Here is a 26523-nt window from a genome sequence, read left to right on the forward strand (position 1 = left end):
ATCCGGCTACGCTGTTTCGCTGTTCCAATCCAAAGGATACCTAAGTTTGTCATTTTTAATCCGTCGATAAGATGATATATTGTTTATGTATGCCTGTGCTTCAGTTAGGTCAGCCGAGTCGAACGCCCGGTTGTGCACTTGCGCCAGCGCTTCACGTGCCGTTATGCCGGCATCGCCGTCGTAACGGGCGTCAGGGCTGCCAGCCAATTCGTTCATCACTTCGGCATAATAGAGCAGAACCTGCGAATAACGCAGTTTCACGGGGTTGATACCATATCCTTGTTTTGCTGTTGCCACGAGGTTCTGTGACTTCCATGTGTCGCTCATCATTCGCGGATCCCATTTGCCTACGTAGATGGCGAATGGCGTGTTGCCGAGCATTTCTTCGACTCGGCTGACCTAACTGAAGCACAGGCATACATAAACAATATATCATCTGACAAAGATTCGTTTTTCGACGCGATTGTACAGGAAAACGCATGGGAACTGGCTGGCGAAGGCATGCGTAAATGGGACTTGATACGATGGAACTTGCTTGTACCAAAGATAAAGGAATCAAAAGAACTGTACCTTCAATACCTGCAAGACGGAACATTCAAGGAGACTGTTTATTTCAATTATTCAGACGCTGCCAAAACACAGATTGACATGTCAAGCATAACATGGTACACCGATCCGGCTGACATTACGGCAAGCGACTATGACGGCTCGGAAAGTTCCTATGGCAGCAGCGACATAACAGACACCAACGATACACAGGTGTACACCAACCTACCGTCGATAAGCAGCGGCCTCGTAGGCAGCAGCATAGAGTCGCTCGGGATATCAGGTACGGAGCCTTCGGTTGTAAACCGTTACCTGATGCCGATAGGATCGACTACAATTTCAGCCTCAAACGGAACGTTGCAGAACTCTTACGGCTATACTAATTAACAAAACGTAAACATTAAGTAACGAAAAAGATGAACACATTAAAGACCATATACGGATTCGCGATAGCGATAGCCATAGGCTTTTCGGCGGCATCGTGTACGGACAAGAACGACTGGGACGTGGACAGTTCGTACGACAGACTGTTCGGAGTATCTAACGACGACCTTACAGTATCGCCAGGCGATACTTACGCAGAAGTGACATTCACTAAAGTGTCAGACGCCGAATATTACATAATCGAAGTCAGCACGGACTCGCTTACCGACGACATCGCCCTTGGAGCGTCAAGCGGCTCGATAGCCTACGGCGAAGACAAAAGCATAATATCGTCGCCCGACACGATAAGCGGACTTATCGGCGACACTCCATACCATCTTAGAATAAAATCAATGTCGTCGCAAAAAAGCGAATCGAAATGGGTGTACTACGACAACGGAAATTCGTTCAGGACAGATGCCGAACAACTGTTCAACACACCCACAGACGAAGACCGCGGCGACACATGGATACGCCTGTCATGGACAGTGACCGACAACTTGACACACATCGCGCAAGTGCAAGGCGGCGACACGACAAGAATCGAAATGACGGACGAGATGATTTCGACCGGTGAATACACGGTAGAAGGATTGAAAAGTTCGACTACGTACACGTTCATCCTGTACTACAACGAATCGAAACGCGGCACACTGAACGTTTCGACGATGGCTTCACCGCCGTCTGACGCCTATCTTTACACTCTCGACAGCAGCATTACACGCATTGACCAAGACCTCATAGACGAGATTTCGGCACTTGCGTTGGCACAAAGCGGCACTGACCCGCAAAACTATGCCGTAACAATAGGCCTCAACCTTGGCACTACCGTGTCGCTCTACGCTACCGACCCGGAAACCGGGGACGACGCGGAAGTATCGATACCCGACGGTATGTCGGTGACGTTCTTCGGCCTGGCAGGAGGCAGCACGCCAACCCTCAACATCAACCAGAGTGTAGACATAGCCGGTTCGCACAACTACATACGGTTTGAGAACGTATCAATAGTCGACAACGGTGCGCAATATCTGATTAACGAAGGCGACGCAGCAACGGTTGGCAGCGACCTGTCGTTCACAGACTGCAAGTTCAGCAACTTCGTGCGCAGCCTCATCCGCCTGAAAGACGAAGCAGCAATAACCATCGACTCAATCAAGATTGACAACTGCATCGCCACCGATATGTCAACCGGCGCAGGCTATGCCATAATGTACTGGAACAACGCTGCCTACACCGTAGGCGGAGTAAAGATTAGCAACTCAACGTTCGACACGTTCTCACACTCGTTCATGGACATCCGCAAAAGCAATACCGGCTCGGTGGAAATAAGTAACTGCACGTTCTACAACGGCCCCGGCAGCGACAAGTACATCATTGACGCACAAGACTGCTCTAGCATAACGTTTACAATTTCGGGCTGTATATTCTCGGCATGCCAGGACGAATCGAAATGCAGCGGAATAAGAAACGACACCGACCCGACCATATCCGAAGTCTACTTCACCAACGACTTTGCGCTCAGTTCGGCTGTCTTTACGCCGACCGTCCAGCTCGAATATGACGCCTCTTCACTATTCACCGACCCGGAAAACGGCGATTTCACACTGTTGAAGAGCGATGTTGACGCCGGCGACCCTCGTTGGGAATAACCTAATAGGTCATACTCCACAACGACATGACTTGTTGAACGCTTAGTTGCTATGTACCGTGTCCGCACTTTCTGAATAATGTACAAGACAAAAATACATATTTCCAGAATGGGCGGACACATTTTCCTTACCTGGAATAAAAGGGAAAATACCGAATAAAGAAAAAGTCCTTAAGCTCCAATCTTAAGGACTTTCTCAATTTTGAGCGGAGAGAAGGATTAAAGCCATTCCCTCATTAATTTATTGATTTTCAAGGTATTTTATACGTTCAGAACTGTGTATCAATCATATACAGCTTTTTATCCAGTGAAAAAGACCTTCTTTTAGCATTATTACTATGGTTCATGTATAGAAAAAGCATATAAAATCATTTTATGGCCTTGATTCTGAAAATTGAGACCGAACAAGCGGCTACTTTTACTGTAATATGTGGACACATTACTTTCGATTCAGCGGTGTGTGGAATGATTCGCTCCGGATTATCGAGTGAGTTATCGCAATCAAGAATACTATGAACCTTGTCACTGCCATAATTAACATTTCCCAAAGGTTGGCTCTCAGAAGCAGATAATACAGTGGTAAGCATAGAACTTTCACAATTCATGCCTTTTAGGTTAATTGAGACAGGAATATCTTTTTCACCTGTATTCACAACTTTCACAATTACCGCATTTTTGTCGTCCTTATCCGCAACAGCGCTTGCATATATTTTATCCGTGTTCCCTGAAACAGAAATGGGTAATACATGCGTTCCACGATTGACGGAAAACAGTTGCTGCACATAATAGGATGATGTGCGTACCGACCGCAGGTTATCAAACCATATCATGTCGGGCCGCCATTGCCAGCCATTGATATGGGCAAAGAGAGGCGCATAAGTTGCCATTTTCACGACATCTGCATTTCTTTCAAGACCGGTCATAAATGCGGCTTCACAAATCGCAGAATAAAAACGGTTCCATTTCTTTCCTTTTCCATGACAGGCATATTCACCCGCATATACTTTGGGACCCTTTCGCGGGAAATTATCATAGCGACTGGCTCCGGAGAGAAAGAAGTCTTCGTCCTTATAGAAATGCTCATCGACAAAATCGACACCGGCCTTACGCATTTCCGGCCAAAGGTAATCGTATTCTTTCCCGTCAGGCCAGGGACCAGACGAACCTATAATCTTGATTTGTGGATAGAGCTTACGGATAGGCTTCATAAAGGCTTTGAGCATTGGCGCATACCATTCTCCCCACTGTTCATTACCGATGGCAAGGTATTTGAGGTTGAAAGGTTCAGGATGTCCCATCTCGGCTCTTATTTTTGCCCATTCATTTTTCTCCGGGTCACCGTTACAGAACTCGATGAGGTCAATGGCGTCCTGTATGAACTCGTTTAAGCTATCACCTTGCGCTATCCATGAACCTTTCGTGGTAATATCGTTATTAAACTGGCAAGCCATACCACAACTAAGCACAGGAAGCGGCTCGGCACCGATTTCTTCACAAAACTGGAAAAATTCAAAGAAACCGAGACCGTATGACTGGTAATAGTCAAAATGTGTGCGTTCCTTGCCATAGTTCCAGCGTGTTTCATTCAACGGACGGTTTTCAACTGGCCCGATACTGTTTTTCCAGTTGTATCTGGTGTTTAGAGTCGCTCCTTCAACGATACAACCGCCAGGGAAACGCATCACGCCAGGCCTTAAATCTGCAACAAGCTGTGCAAGGTCTTTACGCAATCCGTTTTCATGCCCACGCCATGTATTTACGGGAAACAGGCTGACATGTTCAACATCCACCGGAGTGTTACCCTTCAGAAACACCGTAAGAGATGCTTTCTTGATTGTGTGTGGCGGGGTAAGCACGACGGCATATTTACGCCACTCGCTACCGCATACGTTAATATTGGTGTCACATACAGTAAAACTTTCTTCCTGCGAATCAAGGTCACGCAAACCAACGTTCAGTTGCGCCTGAGCATCTCCTGGAACTCTCGCCCATACCGTAAACCGATACTCTTCACCGCCAAGAAGCGACATTCCAAGGAATCCCCTATTCTCAATCCCCGTGGACATATCGCGCTTGCCGCTATACGACAATCTCACATAATGGGGACAGCGGCTGAACGGGCCGTCATTCCTCACTTCCACACCACCTATGGTGTTCCATCCCATAAGCGGTTGCGGAAATTCAAACGACCTGTTCTTTACCAATTCGCCATAAAGTCCGCCGTCGGCGCCATAATTGATGTCTTCAAAAAAGATTCCGTACATTGTCGGGGCTATTTCCGCCCCACTTTTATTAGTGTTGATTTCCAACACGACGCCTTGTGCTTCCGCCTGGATAAAACAAGCGGTAAAGCAAAGTGTATAAAACAGTTTTAGAAAGTTCATATTGTTAATTTTGATTAATACCGCATTCATCCCATACCCGCGGATATGCAACTGAAAAGTGTCTTATGACATCCGGATTTTCAATATGCGCCATATCATGCCATGAAACGTGCTGTTTCAGCCGCTAAAACGTGCTGTTTCGGCTTCCGAAACGGCACGTTTTGCAACGCACTGATTATCAGACGATTAATCAAGACAACCGTTATCTGCTGCAATTAACATAAAAATATCAAAGGCAACATACGGCTGCCGTAGAAAGAATTGGATGTTTGCGGAATTCATATTAATTTATCACTTCACCACCTCTGACAGATAATGTTCGCGCAGTTTTTTTACATGGTGCTTTCCTGTGAGTACAATTTCTTGTTCCTGTCGTATATCTTGCGATGATGCGGCCACCTTGACCATGTAACGTCCAGGTGCAATATTCCATTGTCCACCGTCATAATATCCCAACTGCTCCGGGAAAAGCCTGAACCTCACTGTCTGTTTTTCCCCGGCCTTGAGGCTTACCCGTGCAAAGCCTTGAAGTTGGATAGGCTTTAACCGTGACTCGCTGTCAATTGGAGAGACATAGATTTGCACCACTTCGTCAGCATAAACATTACCCGTATTTTTTACATTAACACTGAGGCCGAACGCTTCAGCAGTAGTTGCCACTTGCCGGTCAATCTGCATATCACTATATTCAAAAGAAGTATAGCTCAAACCATAACCGAACGGCCATGCAATGCGAGAGTCTTTCTCCAAACCGTAATTGTAACAAACAGGTTCATGAAGCTCAACGGCAGGGTAGCTGACACAGAGTTTACCTGACGGTGACACATTGCCGAAAAGAATATCGGCAACAGCATTACCTCCTTCCTCACCCGGATACCAGGCTTGAAGCACAGCTGCACATTTCTTTGCCAAATCGCTAATTACCTGTGCACGTCCGCCAAACACAACAAGCACAACCGGTTTTCCAGTAGCGACAAGCGCATTTACATATTCCTCCTGCCGCCCCGGGAGTGTGAGTTTTGTACGGTCACGGTTTTCACCGCTAAGCATCACATTTTCACCCATAGCCGCAACGATTACGTCACACTGGCGTGCCATCCGCAGGGCTTCATCCCAATCAGCCGGTTCATGGCTGTCTACCATGCGGTTGTCGATTATCTTTTGTTCAGCCACCCTCGGGTCACCACCTTTTTCCATTATCGTTTCCGGTACATCAGTCCAGTCGCACCCACGTGAATAGAGCAGCGAGCCTCCTTGGGGCATCTTTTGCTCCATGCCTTCTTTTAAAAACACATATTTGGGACGCAGAGGACTTTCCTCTTTACCCTTCCAAAAATAGTGCATGGCCTGGAAGGTATAGTCGCCGGCAAGTGCCCACATTGAATTTGCATTAGGCCCTGTCAGGAACACGCGTCCGCCAAGTCTTGAAAGTTTTTCGGCTGTAAGCGGCAGAATAGGTTTATTATCACTCCCTATATTGCCGTTTTTCAATAATACGATGGATTGAGCGGCAAGATGGTAGGATGTGGCACGCTCTTCGTCAGTGTCAAACTCTATATGCCCATCGCTGTACAGACGCGCTGTATTGTCGAGCAAACCAAGCTTTGCCTTTAACATCAGCACATGCTTGACCGCCTTTTCCACTACGTCTTCACTGATGAGGCCTTTCTCCAACGCTTCAGGAATATTGACATATACTTCACCGGTAGGAAAATCCACTTCGTTGCCGGCATTCATTGCCACAGCGCACAGCTCTAACGGCGAAAGAGATTCATCAATCTGTGGAATAGAGCCGTAGTCACTAACAGTGAGCCCGTTGAATCCCACATACTTGCGAAGTAAATCCTGTTGAAGCCACTTGTTAGCCACACATTTCGTACCGTTAAACGCATGGTAACCGGTCATCACCACCTGGCTGCCCGCCAGACGGATAATAGCCTCGTGCGGTAGCAGAATATCCTCCATAAGTTCTTTTTCGGAAGCATTTGCTCCACCGCCATAACCAAGGAAATGCTTTGTACAAGCAGCAACACCTTCATGCAGATTTCCACCCATTTGCAGTCCTTTTACAAAGGCAACTCCCATTGCAGCCGACAAATAACCGTCTTCTCCGTAAGATTCTTCAAGACGGTTGAACGAAGGGTCACGAACCACATCCACCATAGGGGAAAGGGCAAGCGTTCCGCCCATAGCACGCAACGCCGCTGCCGAAAGCCGGGTTTTCTTTTCAGCCAGCTCTGTATTGAACGTACATGCCATACCTATTTGTTGAGGATAAACAGTGGCATCCAAGGCGTTCACTCCAGAGAGCACCTCCTCATGGACAAGTGCGGGAATATGGTTGGGCGTGTTCTCTATCAGCCATTTCTGCAACTGGGCAACCATGTCACGCTGCTCATTGGGCGATTTTCCTAAATCCATAGCAAATTGGGACACATGCCCTATGCCGTAAGGTATTAATTTCTTACATTTAGCCTCGTCAATCTTACCATCCGGCATAAATAATTCAGACATGTAAACGCTCCTCAACTGAGCCACTCGTTCAGCCAGGCTCATGCTGTTATAGAGCCGGTCCACACGTTGTTCCAATGTCGTTGCACCACAAGTCATATTAATACAAAACATGGCAATCAATATTTTGAAGACAAGCCTCATTACCGGTGCGATTAATAATTGAACTTCACCTTGCCATGAATATCGGCTGCCGATGAACCGACATAAATAGTAAACGTACCGCGTTCAGCTACCCATTCATGCTTTTCCTCATCAAAATATTTCAGATCATCGTCATCAATAGTATATGAGACCTGTTTTGTTTCTCCCGGTTCAAGTGCGATTTTTTCGAAATGTTTAAGTTCCTTTACTGGGCGGATTACCGAAGCCTTGTCGTCACCGACGTAGAATTGCACTACTTCCTGCCCGGCCACATTTCCGATGTTACGCACCGGCACCGATACCGTGCGCCCGTTAATCGTCGGTTTACCGTAACTGAATGTAGTATAACTTAAACCGAAACCAAAGGGGAAGCGCACTTTCGTTTTGAAATAGTCAAACCAGCGATAGCCCAAAAGAATGTCTTCGCCATATATTTCTGTTTCATTCTTCTTTGTTCCGTCCCCCGGCACAGCACAGAAATCAATGCCTTTCCAGCCATTCACGGCAGCTTTCAGCAACCGGGCGGAATTCAACGGTTTCCCCTCTTCGCCGCCAAAAGGCTGAGGCAACTTGTCAGGCGACACCCCGGGATAACCTATTGCACCCATTTTGTGGGCAGGATAATCAGTAAGTTCGTATGTAAACGTAAACGGAAGTTTTCCTGATGGGCACACGTCTCCTGAAATAATATCAGCCAAAGCGTGTCCGGCTTCGCTTCCAAGATACCAAGACTGTACCAATGCCGGAGTCTTGTCAATCCAAGGCGTGTCGTATGCGTTTCCGCTCACAATCACCAATACTGTGTTGCTGTTGGCAGCCAGCAATTCTGTTATGAGCTGGTCTTGTCCGAAAGGAAGATGATAAAATTCACGGTCACCGCCCTCGCAGTCTTGACTATGATTTTTGTTCAACCCACCTACATAGATGACGTAATCAGCTGTTTTTGCTTTTTCAACGGCTTCATTTCGGAGAGAATCATAAAGGGATTGAGGAAATACATCCACTTTACCAAACATTGCGCGTCCTGAAACATAGCCTTTAACATATTCTATGGTGCATTTGTCGCCGAAACGTTCTTTAATGCCACGCAATGGCGACACTTCATCGCGGGGCTTGAGTTCACTTGAACCACCGCCGGCACATAAACTACGGGTGGCATTTTCACCCACCACCAGAATCTTCATCTTATCCTTAGGAACAAGAGGAAGGATTCCGTTGTTCTTCAACAGAACTATACCTTCCTGCGCTATCTTACGAGCAGCAGCAACGTGTTCTGGAGAATTCATTGAGCCAAAGCCTTGATTGGCAGCGATTTCAGTACGAAGTATCAGGCGGAGCATACGTCTGGCCTTGTCATTGATTATCGAATCAGGAACTTCGCCCCTGCGGCATTTCTCAAGATAAGCTCTTCCAAGATAGTAGTCATCATACGAATTTATCGGAGCTTCAGCAGAAAGACCGTCAGTAAAACTGCCCATTTCAAGGTCAAGACCATTAAAGATGGCTTCGTCCGTATTGTGCGCGGCACCCCAGTCAGTAATCACAGCTCCATCAAAACCCCATTCTTTCTTCAGAATATCGTTAATCAAACGAGCGTTATGAGTTGCATGCTGATTGAGGTATTGGTTGTAACTGCCCATTACGCTCCATGCGCCTCCTTCAACTACTGCAGCATGGAATGGGCGCAGATAAAGTTCATACAAAGCACGGTCGGAAACTCGCACATCCACATGGTTGCGGAAGGTTTCCTGTTCATTAAGCGCGTAATGTTTTACGCAGCACGCCACACCCTTGGATTGAAGACCTTGAATATAAGGAACACACATCCGCGAAGCAAGATACGGATCCTCTCCCATATATTCAAAGTTGCGACCGTTAAGAGGCGTGCGGTATAGATTCACGCCGGGACCTAACAAAACATTCTTTTTACGATAACGGGCCTCTTCACCCACCATCCGCCCATAAAGGGAAGCCAGCTCCGGTTGCCATGTGGCGGCAAGACAAGTCAAAGCAGGAAAAGCCGTACAGGAATCATTGGTCCAGCCGGCATGGTCCCAGCTGTTCCAGCAGATTTCCATTCGTACGCCATGAGGTCCGTCGCTACAATAAAGTTCAGGGACACCTAAACGCGCCACACCCGGACTTGAGAATTTTGATTGTGCATAACTAAGGCGGACTTTCTCCTCAAGTGTCATCTTGTTCAGAAGCGTTTCCACCATTGACTCTATATCATCGTTGTTGGCAGCGCTTGATGTCAACATGCCTAACATAAAAAAGAGAAAAAGAAATTTTTTCATGATTTATAATTATTGATTGGTATCCACAAAAGCGAGAAAAGCAAGCCGTTGCCCTTTATAATTGGCAACGGCTTGTATTCACACATAGAATATAACCAATCTAAAATGGCGCTATGTTATTCTTTTGTAACCTTAGTAATCGTATAGCCGTCGCCGACGAAAAGGGCTCCGTCTTGTTCGTTCATCAGCTGAATAGAGTAGTCTGTCAGCTCAAACTCCAGAACCATAGATCCACTAATCGTAATATCACCGCGCTCAGGATCTCCTTTACCCGTAAGAATATTATTCCACCAGGCGGTAGTCATAGTGCCCGTTCCCTCGCCGGAAACATACGCACGGACTATATCACCGCTCTGTACCAAATCCTTAAACTGATCCTTGAGGAGATCGAACGGCGTATCCCATGTTACATCGAACGAGCCTTCCCAAAGAGTTGTTTCTTCCGTGACAGGAAGTTCGTCGGTTACTTCAATTTTATCGCCGCCATAAACATTGCCGTCACTGTCAGTAAGAGTTATGCGGTATGTGCCGAGAGCGAGGTCGCTTGGCACGGTGTATTCAATATAGTCATTGCCGTTATTGGGAACAAAAGTGGCAGCAGCCTCCTTGTCACCTATGGTTATTTTCACCACTTTGTCCATATTTGTGCCGTGCAGCTTCGCCTCCATTCCCGGAACAACCAGACGGTCGCTTGCAGCATCAGTGGGAGTAGGGTCGCCTTCAAGCGGTAAAACTTCAAGTATACCCGTTCGGGATGTTTGTTTTCCCTTTGTCGTGGTAGCGACAATCTTCAAGATATAATCTCCTGCCAAAATCGAAGAAAGCTGAATCTTAGTGCCCTCACATACTTTTTCGTCGTCAAGGAACCACTCTACGGTGGTGTAGAGGGCAGGGGTCACTACGGCTGAATCAACAAATTCCGCGTCGCGTGAAATACTCTTGTAAACAGCAGGCTCACCGTTCTCCCAATCGCCGAACCACGGCAGGAGTATCTGCGGGAAATCATCCTCGGTAGCCGTGATAAACCCTTCGTTGTCTTCAGAGCAGGAGCAAAGCATTCCCATTGAGAGAACAACTATTGCCGTTATCAATTTATATAATGTCTTTTTCATTTTTATTCAATCTGTTAATCTATTATTCAATTGATTCGCTAAACTTTTCAATGTCCATGAAATTCTGTTCGTTGACATCCCACCATACACGGGCGTGCCAATCGTCGGTTCCGCCCAAACGGTCAACGGCTTCCTCGTAATTTACGCTGTTATACCTGCCCTCAAGCAGCGGATAACGCAAGCGTACGGGTGTTTGCAGGTTGGGGTCTTCGTGGGGGAAGTCGCCACGGACAGGAAGCAAAGTACGGTCGGCCAGCGCGGGATAGTCCGAACGACGGAGGTTCGCCCAGCCTTCGCTTGGATTTGTAAGATGAAGAATCCATGCCTGGGTATTGATCGACTCACGGGGATTATCGCCTAACGGGTTTTCCGCTATGTATTCATCTATCTCTTCGTCGGAAATCTTTGAGACGATATCGTAGTAGTTGTTAAGCACCTGCATTGATGCGCGAATGCCTGCTTCATAATGACTTTCAGCGTCGCCGGGGACATTCCAGCCTTTCGAGGCAGCCTCGGCAAGCAGGAATTCTACTTCGGCCGAGGTGATAAGTATGCCGGGGCAGTCGGCATTGCAGAACGCTACGGCTATGGTAGGCCTGATCATACGGGCATTATAGTTGTTCTGATCGTATCCTCTGTCAGGATAAAGATTTACAAGTGAATCCAAGGTAGGGATGTCGCTGTTGGCAGGTGCGCTCACCCAGTCGCTCCACCAGGCGTCGCCGACATTGCACGGAACGATGCCTTCGCCGCCGCGCTCGCCCCAAGCCAGTACCTCGTCGGTAACGTCATAGTTGCCTGACGTATCGGTCTGGCTGCGCGTGGTGTGGATATAGCAGCGGCAAATACGGTAAAGGCGCGGGTCGTGCATCTTTTTCATATAATCAAACAAGGTGGAGCTGACAAACGAAGGCGACGTCGGGTCTTGTCCGTATATCATCTCGCTAAGTGCGTTGGCCCTGAAATCAAGGTCGGCGGCGCCGTCATAAAGCGTGAAGGGAACATCGATGTATTTTATGTAAGCATCTTCGTCGGCCGATGAGATAATGCCGCCGTCGGCATTTAATGCAGACTCAAATTCGGAACGCGCTCTTTCCGGAGCGACATCGGAAATACGCATTGCATAACGCAGGCGAAGAGTATTGGCATACCTCTTCCATGCCTCCGGGTCGCTTCCTAAAGAAGTGACGTCTCCGGAGATAACGTCAGTACCCGTACCGAGTTGCTCGGCACACGCTTTCAGCTCTGAGAAAATGAAGTCGTAGACCTCTTCCTGCGTGTCGTATTTCGGGGTGGCGTTGCCGTCGATGTACGACATTCCAGCCTCCGTGCAAGGTATGTCGCCGTAGATGTCAGAGAGCACGGCCATCATGTAGGCACGGTGGATACGCAGCGCCGCATTGGTGTTCGGCATATCTTCAGTGTGATAGATGGCATCTACAAGGTTCTTTATACCTACTTGATAATAACGGTTCCACGGATAAGCCATCTCCGAGTCCTTTGGATAAACCGCTCCGGCATAGTTGGAAACATTCCATCCTCCGGCATAATACTGCGTGAAGCCGGTGATATAACTGCGGTATGTGTCCATCAGGGAAAAGTCCCCGTATGTTTGCAGCAGAGCCGTGGTGAGCTGCGCATTCGGGTCGATGGTCTCCGCCTTTGAATCGTCGGTGTTGACCTCCTCCAGGTAAGAGTCGGAGCAAGAAGAAAGCCCCACGCCAAGCGTCAGAAGCATCATGAACGATGCTATGTTGAAAATATGTTTTTTCATAATCACAATATGTCTGTTAGAATTTCACATTTATATTAAAACCGTAGCTACGGCGTGACGGGAGCGAGCCGTACTCAAGCCCGTACCCTGATGTGTTGTAGTTTGAGTCAGGGTCAATGTTCGGGATGTTCTTCCAAACAATAAACGGGTTGCGGGCCACGAACGAGATGGAGAGCGACTTTATGAACTTGCCCAGCATCTTTTCGGGGAAGGTGTATCCGAACGTGATTTCGCGGCACTTGATGTAAGAATTGTCGTAGATGAACAATGCAGGAGCTTTTTCGGCAACGCTCTTCCAGTAGTTCTGCGGGTTCACGGGATATGTGTTCTTGCTGTACGTGCCGTCGCCGTTGTCAACGACGCCGTCTACAATAAGTCCTTCACACTTGCCTGCAGCGCGCCACTCGGCTTCCGTCATGCCGGCAGCCTTGCGGGCCTCTTCAGAGCGGTACCACTCTTCACGTCCTGCGAGCGTGCCCTTGGCCTTACCCGTTAAGTAGGCCGAACGCATCGAGAACGAGTAGAGGTCGGCTCCCATTTTCACGTCAAACGAGGCTGAGAGGTGGAAGTTCTTATACGTGAACGTTGAGTAGAAACCGCCCGTCCAGTCCCAGGTAGAGTTGCCGAGGGTCTTGAGATTCTCGTCGTAAAGCGGCAGACCCGTGTTCTTGTCTATGAGAATGTCGCCGTTCTCGTTGCGCTTGAAGTCTGTTCCGAGGATAGAGCCGTAGTTCTTTCCGACCTCTGCTCCAACCGAGACGCCAGCCCAGCTCGCATCAGCCAGCTGGAGGTAATCCATGCCTTCAACAAGAGCGAGAACCTTGTTCGAGTTCTTTGAGAAGTTGATACCTGCGTCCCATGCAAAATCCTTGATCTGGAGCACGCGGCCGTTGATGGCTAACTCGATACCCTTATTCTGAATCTTTCCGGCATTGACAAGACGGCTGGGATATCCAGAAGCCGAAGAAGAAGCAAGTGCTATAATCTGATCCTTTGATGTCTGGTTATAGTATGTAAAGTCAACTCCTAAGCGCCCGTTGAAGAACTTAAGCTCAAGGCCGAGTTCGTAAGAGCTGGTCATTGTCGGCTTAAGGTTATTGTTAGGCTGTGTGTTGTTGTTTATCATACCGATGGTGTAGCCCGGATATTTATATTTACCCGTCGAATAGATCAGGGCGAGCTGATACGGGTCAGTGTCTGAACCTACTTTCGCCCATGAAGCACGGACTTTACCAAAACTTAAGATTTTATGGTTCTTGAAAAAGTTAGAAAAGATGATACTTCCTGATACCGAAGGATAAATATATGTGTTGTTTGCCGACGGGAGTGTGGATGAACGGTCGCCGCGGATAGTACCTTCAAGATAGTATGTAGAGAGATAGCCAAGGCTTGCACTTGCATAAAGAGAATTTATCTGCTTCTTGTATGTGCTCGGCTGGACATTCTGCTCTGCATAATTTATGATTGAAACCACGTCGTCCATTTGCTGGTCGGTACCGGTAATGACGGTTGTCTTGTTGTCGACCTTAAATATGTTTCCACCCAGAGTGGCATTGAAATCGAAGTTGCCCCAGTTGTTGTTATAGAGGGCAAGAAGCTCTGCGTTCAGCGTACGGTTATTAAAGATCGAGTTGGTGAGCTTACCAGGAAGAACGCCAGGAGTCGTACGGGCAATGAACTCATCGAAGTTCATATTATTGATGTCAGTACCAATCGTTCCTTGGATTTTCAAGTGCTTGTTCACGTTGTAAATGGCTTTCGCTGTAAAGCGGAACACGTCTTTCGCTGAAGTGTTGTTGTTCTTGTAGAGGTCCCAATACGGGTTTCTGTTATACTGGTCGTTACCATTCCAGTTGGCATAAGTGCCGTCAGCATTCTGGTAATGCTTGAGCCATTCAACATTATATGTGCCCGCCAGGGTCATGAGGTTCTTGCCCACGTTGCTTTGTGAGTTGGAGAGTGCCGGACGGTTCTTCACGTTCTCACGCACATAGTTTGCCGTAAAGTCGAAATCAACAGGGCCCGCTGAAGTTGTCACACGGAGGTTGAAATTGTCACGGCTCATGTGCGTGTTGGGAAGGATGTCCTTGTTACGCATATCGGTAAAAGAGAAACGCACGCCCGTTTTGCCTGAGTTGACACTCAAAATAGCCGTATTCTGGGCTGTAAGACCGGTGCGGAAGAATGAAGACGTGTTGTTCGGATACATGAGGAACGGACGCACTGAACCATCATAATAAGTCTTGTCTATCATGTCCGCCTTCACGCCCCAGCTCTGGTTTGTGCCCGACGAGGCGTCAAGCTGGTACTGCCCGTTATCGCCCATACCATATATCTCCTGCACGTCGTCCCACTTAGCGAGCTGCGTGTCGATGGTCAGCGAACCGTTATACTCAACGGAAATCTTTTCTTTATCCGCCTTTTTTGTAGTGATGAGGATTACACCGTGAGATGCACGTGAACCGTAAAGAGCAGAAGCAGCCGGTCCTTTGAGCACGGTCATCGTTTCAATATCGTCAGGGTTAATGGCTGATATACCGTCACCAAGGTCATAACCGCCCTGCTCGCCGGCATTTCCGAAGTTGGTATTGTCCAAAGGAACGCCGTCAATCACGTAAAGAGGCTGGTTGTTACCGGTCAGCTCGGTCGTACCACGAAGTATGACTCTCGTTGAACCGGCAGAGCCACCCGCCGTATTCGTGACTACAAGGCCGGCTACCTTTCCGGCAAGTGAGTTCATCACGTTGGTCTCCTTCGCTTTGGTCAGTTCGTCGCCCTTTATTTCTGACAGTCCATAGCCGAGAGCCTTGCGGTCGCGCTTTATACCAAGTGCGGTGACAACCACTTCGTCCAGATTCGCCGTGTTCTCCTCAAGCGTGATTTTCAAATTGTTCTGAGCCTTCACGCGTACGGTTTTGTATCCTACATAGGAAATCTCAAGCTCATCGCCGGCGTTGCACTGTACGGTAAAGTTACCGTCAAGGTCGGTAATAACGCCCTTTGAGCTTCCTACCACCTTCACTGATACGCCGATTAACGGGCCTTGCGCATCGGAGACATTGCCCTTTACTGTAATACCCGTCTGGGTCGCCGTTATGCCTACGTCTGCTCTTCTTGGCGTGGTTGCCATGACCGCCGGCGCAATCAGGCTCGCCCCGAGCATGCATAACACTAAGTTAAATCGTTTAATTTCCATAATAGTATTTTTAAGATGTATTTCATTTTTGTCCGTTGACGAAGTTGTTTGCGGCTCTTTATCGCAAACACTTACGATATGTTGCGTTTCCGCGGCTTTTTCTTACGGTTTTAGCTTGCCTCATACATATTTGCAGGAAGCGTCCTTTTACAGCGTGAGAGGCCACCTTTTAAGAGGCGAAAAGCCATCTGTTGCAGGCCGCAAGGACACTGTTTGAAACCGTAACTGCCGCTGTTCCGCTCAAAACAACTCCGTTAACGTGCGTTTTTTATTGTTCACATAGGTTTCGCACTCTCTGCAATCCCTTCCTTAATGCCTTTTATTACCCAGTCAGCTTTAATCGCCATGTTCTTATTACGGTCGAAAATACCGAACATTTCAGAGCCGTTGCCAAACCGGTTGTTGTCCCAGATGAAAGTAGAGAATCCGCGTTTGCGCGCCTCTGACACCAATGTCTTGCAGTAATAAGACACATTTTCGTGCATACGGTCGGCTTCTGAACCTTTGTAATGGTCGGTAATGCCCCATTCTCCAATCACTATGCCCAATCCTTTAGAGCCCCATTCCGAAACTAACTTGTCGAAGAAATTAACCATCGTCGTCTCATCGCTCTGCGGCGTTTTCCCATACTGCTTGTACGGCTCGCCCCAGTAGTAGTATTCGCCGCTGCCGGCATATTCCCACGGATTGTAAAAATGCAGCTCTACGCTCATGTAATCATTGCCGTTGCCCTCAATGTCTTTAGGGATTACGAAGTCGCCGTTGTACAGGCCGAAATCAGCATTGCATACATAAGTCTGCACTATCAGGTGGCGCTTTACGTTATTTCCGCCCGTGGCCCGCACAATGTCGACGAACGTCTGGTTGTAGGCGTTCTGCACGTCAAGGTTTTCAGCAGTAGGTTTTCCCCAATTATTAGGCACATGAACCTCGTTGGTGCCTGCAAATGCGACACGGTCATCATATTTGCCGAGTTCATTTGCTATATTCATCCAGAGCAAAGCCAGTTTCCGGCAGTTCTCTTCCTTGTTGGCATAAAAGGGGCGGCTCTCAAGCCATTTCTCATGTTGCACGTTGACGATGACTTTCATGTCATATTCTAGGCACCAGTCTATCACCTCCTTTATCCTGTCTATCCACGTCTTGCTGATACTCATGGCCGCAGGGTTGGTGATGTGGCATTGCCACCTTATAGGTATACGTATGGCATTGAACCCCGCATCGTGAACGGCCTTAATTGTTTTCTTTGTCACTACCGGGTTTCCCCATGCCGTTTCAGCATTGTCGGCGCCATCAGGTTCACCTATATCCATAGACTCACCATCTTGACCTGGAGCAGAACATTCAAATTGGTTACCAAGGTTCCATCCAGCAGTGACTTCACTGTTCCATTGCCGGGCTGTCTTTTGGGCGTGACACGACATTACGGCAAACATCAGCGTCAACAGCCAACAAATCCTTAATTTCGTTTTCATGATTTTTAATTTAATTTTCCAAATATGTCGCAAAATAAGTAAAATTTCCCATAAGAGCGGGTTCACTATCTATTAATAAAGGTTTGATGAGCGTCTTTTGTCTGGAAACAAACCTTATTTCACGAGGAATAAAACCTTCGCTCCGTTATATTCAGATATTACTTGAAATAATAAGCTTTATTTTTTTAATAGTTTATCATTGCTTTTCCATATCTGAACTCTTGAACTCCGCGATACGCTTGGTGGTAAGCGGATACAACACCATCAGGCCGATTATCAGCAGCGCGATGAATGCCGGAATGTAGCTCATCGCCAGTTTCATGCCAAAGATGGCGTCAGGTGTCTGCGTGGCGGCATTAGGCTGAAGGCCGAAAAAGCTGAACAAAAGCAGCACGGCCGACCCGGCGATGGCACCACCGAACTTCTGGGCCATGGAACCGGAAGAGAAGATGAGGGCGGTAGAGGCTGTGCCGTGTTTGTAGTAAGAATAGTCGGCCACATCGGCATACATACTCCATACCAGCGGACTAACCACTCCGGTGAAAATGCTGATGAGTACCTGAAGTAGCAATATGCCTATGAATCCGCCATTGCTTAACGGCATATAGAAGAACGCTATGCTGAGTACGCCCATTGCCACAGCAGAGACAATGAACGTAGTTTTCTTGCCCAGCCGCTTACTCAAAGGCATGGCGCACGCCACTCCTATCATGTTGCTCACCTCACCAATGGCAAGAAACACGCCTGCGTAAAAGAAAAATGAGACAACCCCCAAGTCAACGATATTGCTATCTCCAATGTAGTATTTGAAATAATAAGCCACCGTGGCGCCACGCACCGTGTTAAATAGGTTAGTGCTGAGGGCCGTGCAGGTAATCATCCACCAAGGGAAGTTTCTCACCAGAAAGCGAAAATCGTTCATCAGTTTGTCTCCCTTGACACCCTTGACATGCTCACGGGTTAACAGGAAACTTCCAATGAAAAGCAGGAAACACACCGTGGCGATAACGATCATGGCGCCTTGCCAAGCACCGGCCTGACCTTCGACAGCGAGGAAAAAAGGTTTGTAATCGGAAAAGAACTTGCACAACGGCTCCCAAGAATACAGGGCAATGAACGAGCCGCCATAAGCGAAGAACATACGATAGCTTGAAAACACAGTCTTCTCGTAACTGTCGGATGTTATCACGCCAAGCATCGAAGCATAAGGTACATTAATGCAGGTGTAGACCGTCATCATAAGGATGTAGGTAATGTAAGCATAGACAAGCCGTCCTTGCTCGGCACAGTCAGGCGTGGTAAACAACAACACTCCGCTGACGGCAAATGGCAGCGAGAACCACAACAGGTAAGGACGGTACTTGCCCCACCGAGTGTTGGTTCGGTCACTGATAGCGCCCATCATAGGGTCGGACACTGCATCCCACACACGCGTCACAAACATCAAAGTGGCAGTATGGGTGAGCGACAGGTTAAAGATATCACTATAGAAAATGGGAAGATAATAAGAAAATATCTTCCAGAACATGGAAGACGCCATGTCTCCCATGCCATATCCTATTTTTTCAGTCAATTTGGCCATGATAAGCAGATTTCTGTGAAATTCACTTTTGACTTTACATCTCCACCTCTACTACGTGCTTGCCCGGAAGAGCCTTCACAACGTTGCCCTCAATGGGCTGTCCGTCTACGGTTATCCGGCTTACGCCTTTCGACTTGCCATTTGGATTGTTCACGATAATGGTCAACTCGCTGCCACGCAGCTTGCGCTTCACGGTGTACTTCTTCATTGTCTTAGGCAGGCATGGATCTATCTCCAATCCATCATATGTAGGACGTATGCCGAGGATATACTGGGTGATGGTGAGCCAGTTCCATGCTGCGGTACCTGTAAGCCAAGAGTTCTTTCCCTCTCCCGGACGTGCGGCGTCCTTGCCTGCCACCATCTGGCAATAAACATAAGGTTCTACCTTATGGAGTGTCTGATCCTTTATCCACGCCGGACATATCTTGGTGTAGTGATCCCAAGCGTCATCGCCACGTCCGGCTACAGTCTCGCCGATAATAACCCACGGGTTGTTGTGGCAGAAGATACCGGCATTCTCCTTGTAACCTGCCGGATAAGAAGATATTTCGCCCATCTCCACGTGGTAGGTGGTGAAGGCCGGATTGTTGAGAACCATGCCGTGCTCGCAGTCAAGGTAACGCTTGCAAGAGTCGAGAGCCTTGCTTACCATGCCGTCCTCCATTCCTATGCCGGCCATAGTGCAGAAACCTTGCGACTCAATGAAAATCTTGCCTTCCTCATTCTCTTTGGAGCCAATCTTGTTGCCGTAGAAGTCGTAAGCACGAAGATACCACTCTCCATCCCATCCGTACTTCTTTACCGCCTCTACCATGTCATCAACACAGCCTGTAGCGCGTTTTGCCTCAGTCTCCATACCACAAACCTTGCACAATTCGGCATACTGACGACCGCAGAAGACAAAGAGTCCCGCTATCATCAGAGATTCCGCCTTTGAACCCTCGGAAACGTTCTCCGTGGTTTGGAACGACTCGTTTGGATCCCAAGAGAAACAGTTAAGGTTTAGACAGTCGTTCCAGTCCGCGCGACCGATAAGAGGCAACTTATGGGGACCGAGATTCTCCACCACATGGTTGAACGAAATACGAAGATGCTCCATGAGCGACACTTCCGACCCCGGCTTGTTGTCCCAAGGCACTTTCTCGTCAAGGATGCCGAAGTCGCCCGTCTCTCTCACATATGCTACCGTGCCGAAGATGAGCCACATAGGGTCGTCATTGAACCCACCACCAATGTCATTATTGCCACGCTTGGTGAGGGGTTGGTATTGATGATAGCAGCCACCGTCGGGGAACTGCGTTGAAGCAATGTCGATAATACGCTGGCGGGCACGCTCAGGCACTTGGTGCACAAAGCCAACAAGATCTTGGTTGGAATCACGGAATCCCATTCCACGGCCTATGCCACTCTCGAAGAAGCTGGCTGAACGTGAGAAGTTGAACGTGATCATGCATTGGTACTGATTCCAGATGTTCACCATTCGGTCAAGACGGTCGTCGCCCGTAGAAACCTGGAACTTGTCGAGCAGCTTGTCCCACATGGCGTGAAGTTCATTAAAAGCAGTGTCCACAGCCTCAACGGTGCAGAATCTTTCGATGGTAGCGTGAGCCTTTTCCTTGTTTACGATGGTGCGGTCTAGAGCACCCAATGATGTGATGAGCGTCGGGTCGGCATGTGGATCGGCATATTTTTCCTCTTGCGCGTTTTCGACATAGCCAAGCAAAAAGATAAGGTCCCTCTGCTCACCCGGCATAAGGCTCACCTCTATATAATGTGAGGCAACGGGACTCCATCCGTGTGCCACGGAATCAGACGATTTGCCTGCCATGACGCACTGCGGATTGGCAAACTCATTGTAGAGACCTATGAACGACTCACGATCGGTATCGAACCCATCGGCCTTTGCATTTGCCAAGGCGTAATAGGCATAATGGTTACGACGCTCTTTGTACTCAGTCTTATGGTAGATGACGGTAGAGGCTGCTCCCTGCTCTATCTCTACCTCGCCAACGCTCAAGTTGCGCTGGAAATTCTCCATGTCGGTTGCGGCGTTCCACAAACACCACTCGGTAAACGAGAAGAGCTTAATAGTCTTCTTCATGTCAGTGGTATTGCGAATACTCAACTTCTGCACCTCAGCCCATGTATTCAGTGGCACGAAGAAAAGTTCGGAGACCTCAATGCCGTTCTTGCTTCCTGTTATGCGGGTATAGTTGAGTCCATGACGGCACTCATAGCTGTCGAGCGAGGTCTTGCATGGTTTCCAACCTGGGTTCCACACTACGTCGCCGTCCTTTATATAGAAGTAACGGCCGCCATTGTCCATTGGCACGTCATTGTAGCGGTAGCGCGTAATGCGGCGGAATTTGGCATCTTTGTAGAAAGAGTAACCTCCTGCCGTATTGGAAATAAGACTGAAGAATTCTTCATTGCCCAAGTAGTTAATCCAAGGGAATGGTGTTTCAGGGTCGGTAATTACATATTCACGGTTGATATCGTCGAAATGTCCGTATGTCTTTTTCATTATTCTGTTTGTAAGAAAGTTAATTAAGTTATTTCTTTTTTCCCGTCAGGAGATCCACCAGCGGACGATCCTTGAATGATTGACTTTTCTGGTCCCAGAAGCCGAAGTCATTGTCGTAGCACCAAGAGGCCCATGCTATATTGTACTTGTCGAACACCCACAGCATATCCTTTGTCCACTTATAAGCAAGCTCGCGATCAACCGGTTCATAAACTCCCCATTCTCCGCAGTAGAGCTGTACGCCATATTTTTTTGCCACGGCAATGGCGTCACGGAAGTCCTGGGCTATACGCTCACGATTCCAAACGCTGGTGTACTGTTTCAGTATAGGCTTCAAGCTATCAGGGGCTTTATCATAATCAGCCTGCGAAACGAGCTGCCCTGGATAAGTGAGTTTGCCGCTGTACTTGCCTATTGGTGTCCAAGGCGCTCCGTAGTGTGTAAGTACCTGTGGCTCATAGTAATGGAACGAAAGAATGATATTCTTGTCGCCTTCTGGTATGCGCAGGTACTTGAATGTCCATGTGCCCTGCCACTTGTTGGAACCTATAACTAACGTTCGCTGTGGCTCACGCTCTCGAATGGCTTTATGCACCTTGAAAATCAAATTGTTCCACTGCTCATGCTCATCGGCTACAGGCTCGTTCATCAGCTCGTAAGCCACGGAATCGTTGCTGTATGTCTTGAGCACGTCGGACAGCTGGTACCACAAATTTATATAGTTTTGCATGGCTTCGTCTGACGTAAAAAGCACATTGGTTTTGCCCTCGTTTACAGCATTGAAATTATGAGAGCGGATAATATGCATATCCACTATGGTGCGCAAGTGGTGCTTCCCGGCCCAGTTCAAGGCTTGCGTGAGCAACTGCCATGCTTCGGGCAGCTTGTTGCCCTGCTCGTCCCAAAATTGTTCCTCGTCGATCGGAAGGCGCACGAAGTCGAATCCAAGTTCCTCAAGGCGTGCGAAATCCTCTTCCTTGATATGCTGGCGGCGTGCTTCTCCGCGCTCCTCACTCTGCGAGAGCCAGTGGCTGATGTTTGTACCGCGTTTAATAGTAAAATTGTTTACAGTCTGCGCAGTAGAGGCAATAGAAGAACATGCCATAGTCACAACTGCGGCAGCGAGAATCATTATCTTTCGCATATTTCTTAATAATTTATTGGATTGTCACAAATTTCTTTTATTCTATATACTCATTCATGATTATTAACCTAAAAATCAAATATGTTGCAAAATAAGTAAAATGTTATAAAAGAGTTGGTTCGCTATCTATTGATAAAGGTTCAATAAGTGTCTTTCGTCAGGAAACGAACCTTATTTCACGAGAAATCAAACCTTTTTATTACGGGAGACAGAGCAATCGGACCGTTAAATACGGTGAAAGGTTCGGCAATGTCAAGTTAAAAAACTTTGTTTTTTAACTTGACATTGCCGAACCGCATCCTGTATTCGTGAAACAAATATAAAGAATGTCCGAAATCTGCCCAGACGTGCAAATATGCGACAAAGAACGTTCTCAATCTCCTTGATTCTCAATATGTGGCATTTCGCGCTGCAAAACGGCCTGTTTTAGCTCGCGAAACGAGCCGTTTCAGACCGTAAAAGGCGCTGTTTCGCAAGTTAAGACCGAGTTTTTTGCAACTCATTGTATATCAAATGGTTAACCAACATGACCGCCGTCACAGCCTTTAACATAAAAAAGTTAATCGCTGAGCGCAGTTTTAGTTAGTAGCAGGGCATATAAAAAAAGACACCTTCCTCATCTGAAGAAGGTGTCTTGATATAGGGGTGAAACTAACTGCAATTATTTAGTCAGACATTATTTTACCTGTATTTTGACGGAGAGACGCCAAAATATTTCTTGAATGCCGTGCTGAAATATTTAGCGTTATCAAAGCCTACTTCCTCGGCCACATTACCCACTTTGTGCCCGGAGCGCAGCAGGACTGCAGCACGTTCAAGACGCACTATACGGATAAACTCCTGAGGAGATTTTCCCGTGTATGACTTCAGCTTGACATAAAACATTGTGCGGCTCATCGCCATTTCCTTGCACAAGCGGTCAATAGTGAAGCCTGAATCAGAGATGTTGTCGAGAATAAGTTTTGTCACAATGTCAACGAAAGCCGTATTTTCTTTCTCGGCAGTTGCGGCGGCGTCGTCTTTGTTTCCGTCAAGTTGCAGCTCCTTATTTGCAGAAATAAGCTGCACGGCCTTATCTTGTTTTTGCTCAGGCAGTGAAGCCTGCAAATCTTTTTCATTGCCGCTGCCCACAGAGTTTACCACAAAGCGCATATACCGGGTGTGCTGGCCGTATGTCCATAAAGCCCCGTAGAACAGCAATGCGATTAAAGCGATGTAGACACACCACATCCACCACGAATTCCACCAAGGCCTGCCGATAATGATTGTAAGCTTCTGTTCATCAAGTACAATGCGGTTGGCTTTGCTTACCGCGCGGACAGTAAGAGGGTGTGTGCCAGGCTCAAGATTGACGAACCTGATGTATTGCTGTGTCGAGAGCTGGCTCCAACTGCCATCCCCGACCTTGTATTGATAAGCAATATCAAATTGGTAGCGCAAGTTTATGCTTTCAATATACAACTCAAATGTACGCTGTTGGTATGACAGTTTCAGTTTCCTTTCACCCAACATTTTGGCCACTTGCCCGTTGAACTCTACAGAATCATCATTGCAACTAATTCCCTTGAAACGCAATTTGGCCGTGTAATTGTGTTCCTGCACGTAGTGCGGGTCTATGACGACAGCACCTTCTACGCTCCCGAAAAGGAGTTTTCCGTCTTGTAAATTGAAGGCTGCGCCCTGTGAATACTCGCGTTGGGCTCCATAATGATAGTTTACTGAAATGATTTTGTCAAGACTGCCAGGGTATGCGAACGACAATCCCCTGTCAGTAGCGAACCACAGGCGTCCGAGTTCGTCTTGCGTGACGCTTGTGACGACGTTTGAAGGCAGGCCGTTTTTCATGGTAAACTGCCGGCATTTCCCCGTGCGGAGGTCATACACATACAGTCCTCCGCCATTAGTGGCGATATTTATGTAGCGTTCATCATAAATAAAGAGGTCAAGCACATAACGGTTAACTTGGTCGGTTGATGACGGGGAATAAGGCAGTTCCTTTACCGCTTTCTGACCCGGAGTCACAATAAAGAGCCCGTTTATTGTACCCGCCGCTATACGGCCGTCGGGCAAGAGGGCAAGAGACTCCACGTTTTCCACAGGGTAATATAGGAATTTTCCTTGTACTACTTCAACAAGTCGTGTATCTTGGCAACCAATCCAAAGATGGCCATTCCTGTCAAACAACAAATCCTGGATATGGCTGTCTTCCAGAACGTCAGTACCATACAACTCCCTTACCTCTCCGTTGGTGCTGATTTCACACACGCCGTTGCCATAAGTTGCAGCCAAAAGCCCTCCGCTGTCCTGCTTGGGACACAACGAAAGCACTACGATGTTCCGCGCAATATGACGCCACTCACCTGTGGTGGTGTTTAATACACTGATACCGCCGTCAGTACCCATCGCCAAAGTCGATGGTGACAGCTGTGCCACACAGTTGACATGGTCGTTAACCAATGTCGGCTTATTCGGCTGATGCATATAAACGGTAACGGCGTTACCGACGGGCCGCGCAATGTCTATGCCTCCCGAATAAGAACCTATGAATATGTCTTTCCAGGCATCAACAAGCACTGCGTAAATGCCATTGCCGTGAAGCACGCCATGCTCTCCCTCATTGGCATTGAACAGCAGTGAGGCTTTATTTTTAGCTGAGGATAAGCGTGAAGCCTGATACACGCCGAAGCCGTCAACCCCCACCAGCATCGTATTACTGTCATAGTCGACAATGCTGCGAACGGGATGATGAGGTATTCCGTCCATTGATGTGCACACACCTTTTCCGTCTGCAATTATAAGCCCCTGCTCGTATGTGCCAAGCCAAAGTTGTTTGGTGTCCGCGTCATAGTGCCCACTTACGACGTCATACGGCAAATAAGAAATAAGAGCCTTGTGATTACGGCTCAATGACTTTACACCCTGACGTGTGCCAAAGAGCAAAATGCCTTTCGGCCCGCGGATGATGCAACTTGCATATATCTTTGAACCTACCGTGACAATCTTTCCATTACGGAGCATATAAACGCCATCGCTCATTGCCAGCCAGTAAATGTCGCCGTCCTTATACACATCGTTGAGCTGGTTGTCATGCTTGAAAAAGACAGCAACGTCAGCTACAACATCAAAATGGTTTTGCTCCGGATTATATTCATATATGCGTCCACCGGCATCAAACACTTGCAACACACTGTTGTCGGCCGATTGGACAAAACAGTTATACTCACCGGTATTACCCTCCAAATTAAAGTTCTCTATGCTGACCCCGTTGTATCGGGCCACAAAACTCTGTGTCGTCAACCACACGGCTCCATCCTCCGTTTGTTTAAGCGAAAAGATGCGTTGGCTGTTTAATCCATCTGTCAGGCCCAGATGAGAGAACGTAAAGTCGTTTACATGTAAAGCTGCCGCAACAGCAGGTAACTGCGGCATTATAATGCTTATTATTAATATAAGGTATGTTTTTGCGGCCCTAAGTCTGCCCCAGCCGCTTTGATGTAGCTTGTCATGAAAAGCATTTACATCTTCTCTAACCAGGAAGGGGGGGGGGGTAAAAATGTCCTGTTTTTCCAAAAGAAGTTCATTATTTTCATGGTTTTCACGAATAGTTATGTCACGCCTGATTTCTGCCAATCGCCCTTAAGCAAAAAATCAAACATTTCTGTGAAACACATCTCATTGTCATCTGAATAAGGCATTATCCCATCGCAGTCAACGACAATCTATTTGAATGATTCTGCCCACTCAGTTATCTCGTCTGATG

14 protein-coding genes are annotated in these 26523 nt (G+C 47.7%); 2 read left to right on the forward strand and 12 right to left on the reverse strand.

What is annotated here, in order from left to right:
* Positions 1–6: 6 nt before the first annotated feature.
* A complete protein-coding gene (locus H6A34_RS00005) occupies positions 7–381 on the reverse strand; it encodes a RagB/SusD family nutrient uptake outer membrane protein (protein ID WP_205102678.1) in 375 nt (124 codons plus the stop codon).
* A gap of 39 nt (positions 382–420) precedes the next feature.
* Between H6A34_RS00005 and H6A34_RS00010 the strand changes: the two genes are divergently transcribed.
* Positions 421–933, forward strand: a complete 513-nt coding sequence (locus H6A34_RS00010) for a RagB/SusD family nutrient uptake outer membrane protein (RefSeq protein WP_338088575.1) — start codon at positions 421–423, stop codon at positions 931–933.
* 29 nt (positions 934–962) lie between these two features.
* Positions 963–2618: a DUF5123 domain-containing protein gene (locus H6A34_RS00015; protein ID WP_205102679.1), complete on the forward strand. Its 1656-nt coding sequence runs from the start codon at positions 963–965 to the stop codon at positions 2616–2618.
* A gap of 367 nt (positions 2619–2985) precedes the next feature.
* Here H6A34_RS00015 and H6A34_RS00020 read toward each other — a convergent pair whose 3' ends face one another.
* From H6A34_RS00020 to H6A34_RS00075, 11 genes are all read right to left on the reverse strand, one after another.
* A complete protein-coding gene (locus H6A34_RS00020; RefSeq protein WP_205102681.1) occupies positions 2986–5001 on the reverse strand; it encodes an alpha-L-arabinofuranosidase C-terminal domain-containing protein in 2016 nt (671 codons plus the stop codon).
* A 291-nt stretch (positions 5002–5292) separates the two neighbouring features.
* Positions 5293–7626 carry a glycoside hydrolase family 3 N-terminal domain-containing protein gene (locus H6A34_RS00025; protein ID WP_239480696.1) on the reverse strand — a complete coding sequence of 778 codons (2334 nt, stop codon included), beginning with the start codon at positions 7624–7626 and terminating at the stop codon, positions 5293–5295.
* A 41-nt stretch (positions 7627–7667) separates the two neighbouring features.
* Positions 7668–9953, reverse strand: coding sequence for a glycoside hydrolase family 3 C-terminal domain-containing protein (locus tag H6A34_RS00035; RefSeq protein WP_420870780.1), 2286 nt, complete (start codon positions 9951–9953; stop codon positions 7668–7670).
* A 116-nt stretch (positions 9954–10069) separates the two neighbouring features.
* Complete coding sequence (locus tag H6A34_RS00040) at positions 10070–11065, reverse strand: hypothetical protein (protein WP_205102685.1); 996 nt, start codon at positions 11063–11065, stop codon at positions 10070–10072.
* 22 nt (positions 11066–11087) lie between these two features.
* Complete coding sequence (locus tag H6A34_RS00045; protein ID WP_205102687.1) at positions 11088–12839, reverse strand: SusD/RagB family nutrient-binding outer membrane lipoprotein; 1752 nt, start codon at positions 12837–12839, stop codon at positions 11088–11090.
* Between the two features lie 16 nt (positions 12840–12855).
* A complete protein-coding gene (locus H6A34_RS00050) occupies positions 12856–16035 on the reverse strand; it encodes a SusC/RagA family TonB-linked outer membrane protein (RefSeq protein ID WP_205102689.1) in 3180 nt (1059 codons plus the stop codon).
* A 275-nt stretch (positions 16036–16310) separates the two neighbouring features.
* On the reverse strand, positions 16311–17513 hold the full coding sequence (locus H6A34_RS00055) for a glycoside hydrolase family 5 protein (RefSeq protein ID WP_420870784.1): 1203 nt from the start codon (positions 17511–17513) through the stop codon (positions 16311–16313).
* A 193-nt stretch (positions 17514–17706) separates the two neighbouring features.
* Positions 17707–19092, reverse strand: a complete 1386-nt coding sequence (locus tag H6A34_RS00060; RefSeq protein ID WP_205102693.1) for an MFS transporter — start codon at positions 19090–19092, stop codon at positions 17707–17709.
* A gap of 34 nt (positions 19093–19126) precedes the next feature.
* Positions 19127–21619, reverse strand: a complete 2493-nt coding sequence (locus tag H6A34_RS00065) for a glycoside hydrolase family 94 protein (RefSeq protein WP_239480697.1) — start codon at positions 21617–21619, stop codon at positions 19127–19129.
* Between the two features lie 28 nt (positions 21620–21647).
* Positions 21648–22763, reverse strand: a complete 1116-nt coding sequence (locus H6A34_RS00070) for a glycoside hydrolase family 5 protein (protein ID WP_205102695.1) — start codon at positions 22761–22763, stop codon at positions 21648–21650.
* Positions 22764–23444: 681 nt separating this feature from the next.
* A complete protein-coding gene (locus H6A34_RS00075; RefSeq protein ID WP_205102697.1) occupies positions 23445–26192 on the reverse strand; it encodes an AraC family transcriptional regulator in 2748 nt (915 codons plus the stop codon).
* Between the last annotated feature and the right edge of the window lie 331 nt (positions 26193–26523).

The sequence above is a fragment of the Marseilla massiliensis genome (assembly GCF_016899855.1).
Classification (GTDB): Bacteria; Bacteroidota; Bacteroidia; order Bacteroidales; family Bacteroidaceae; genus Prevotella.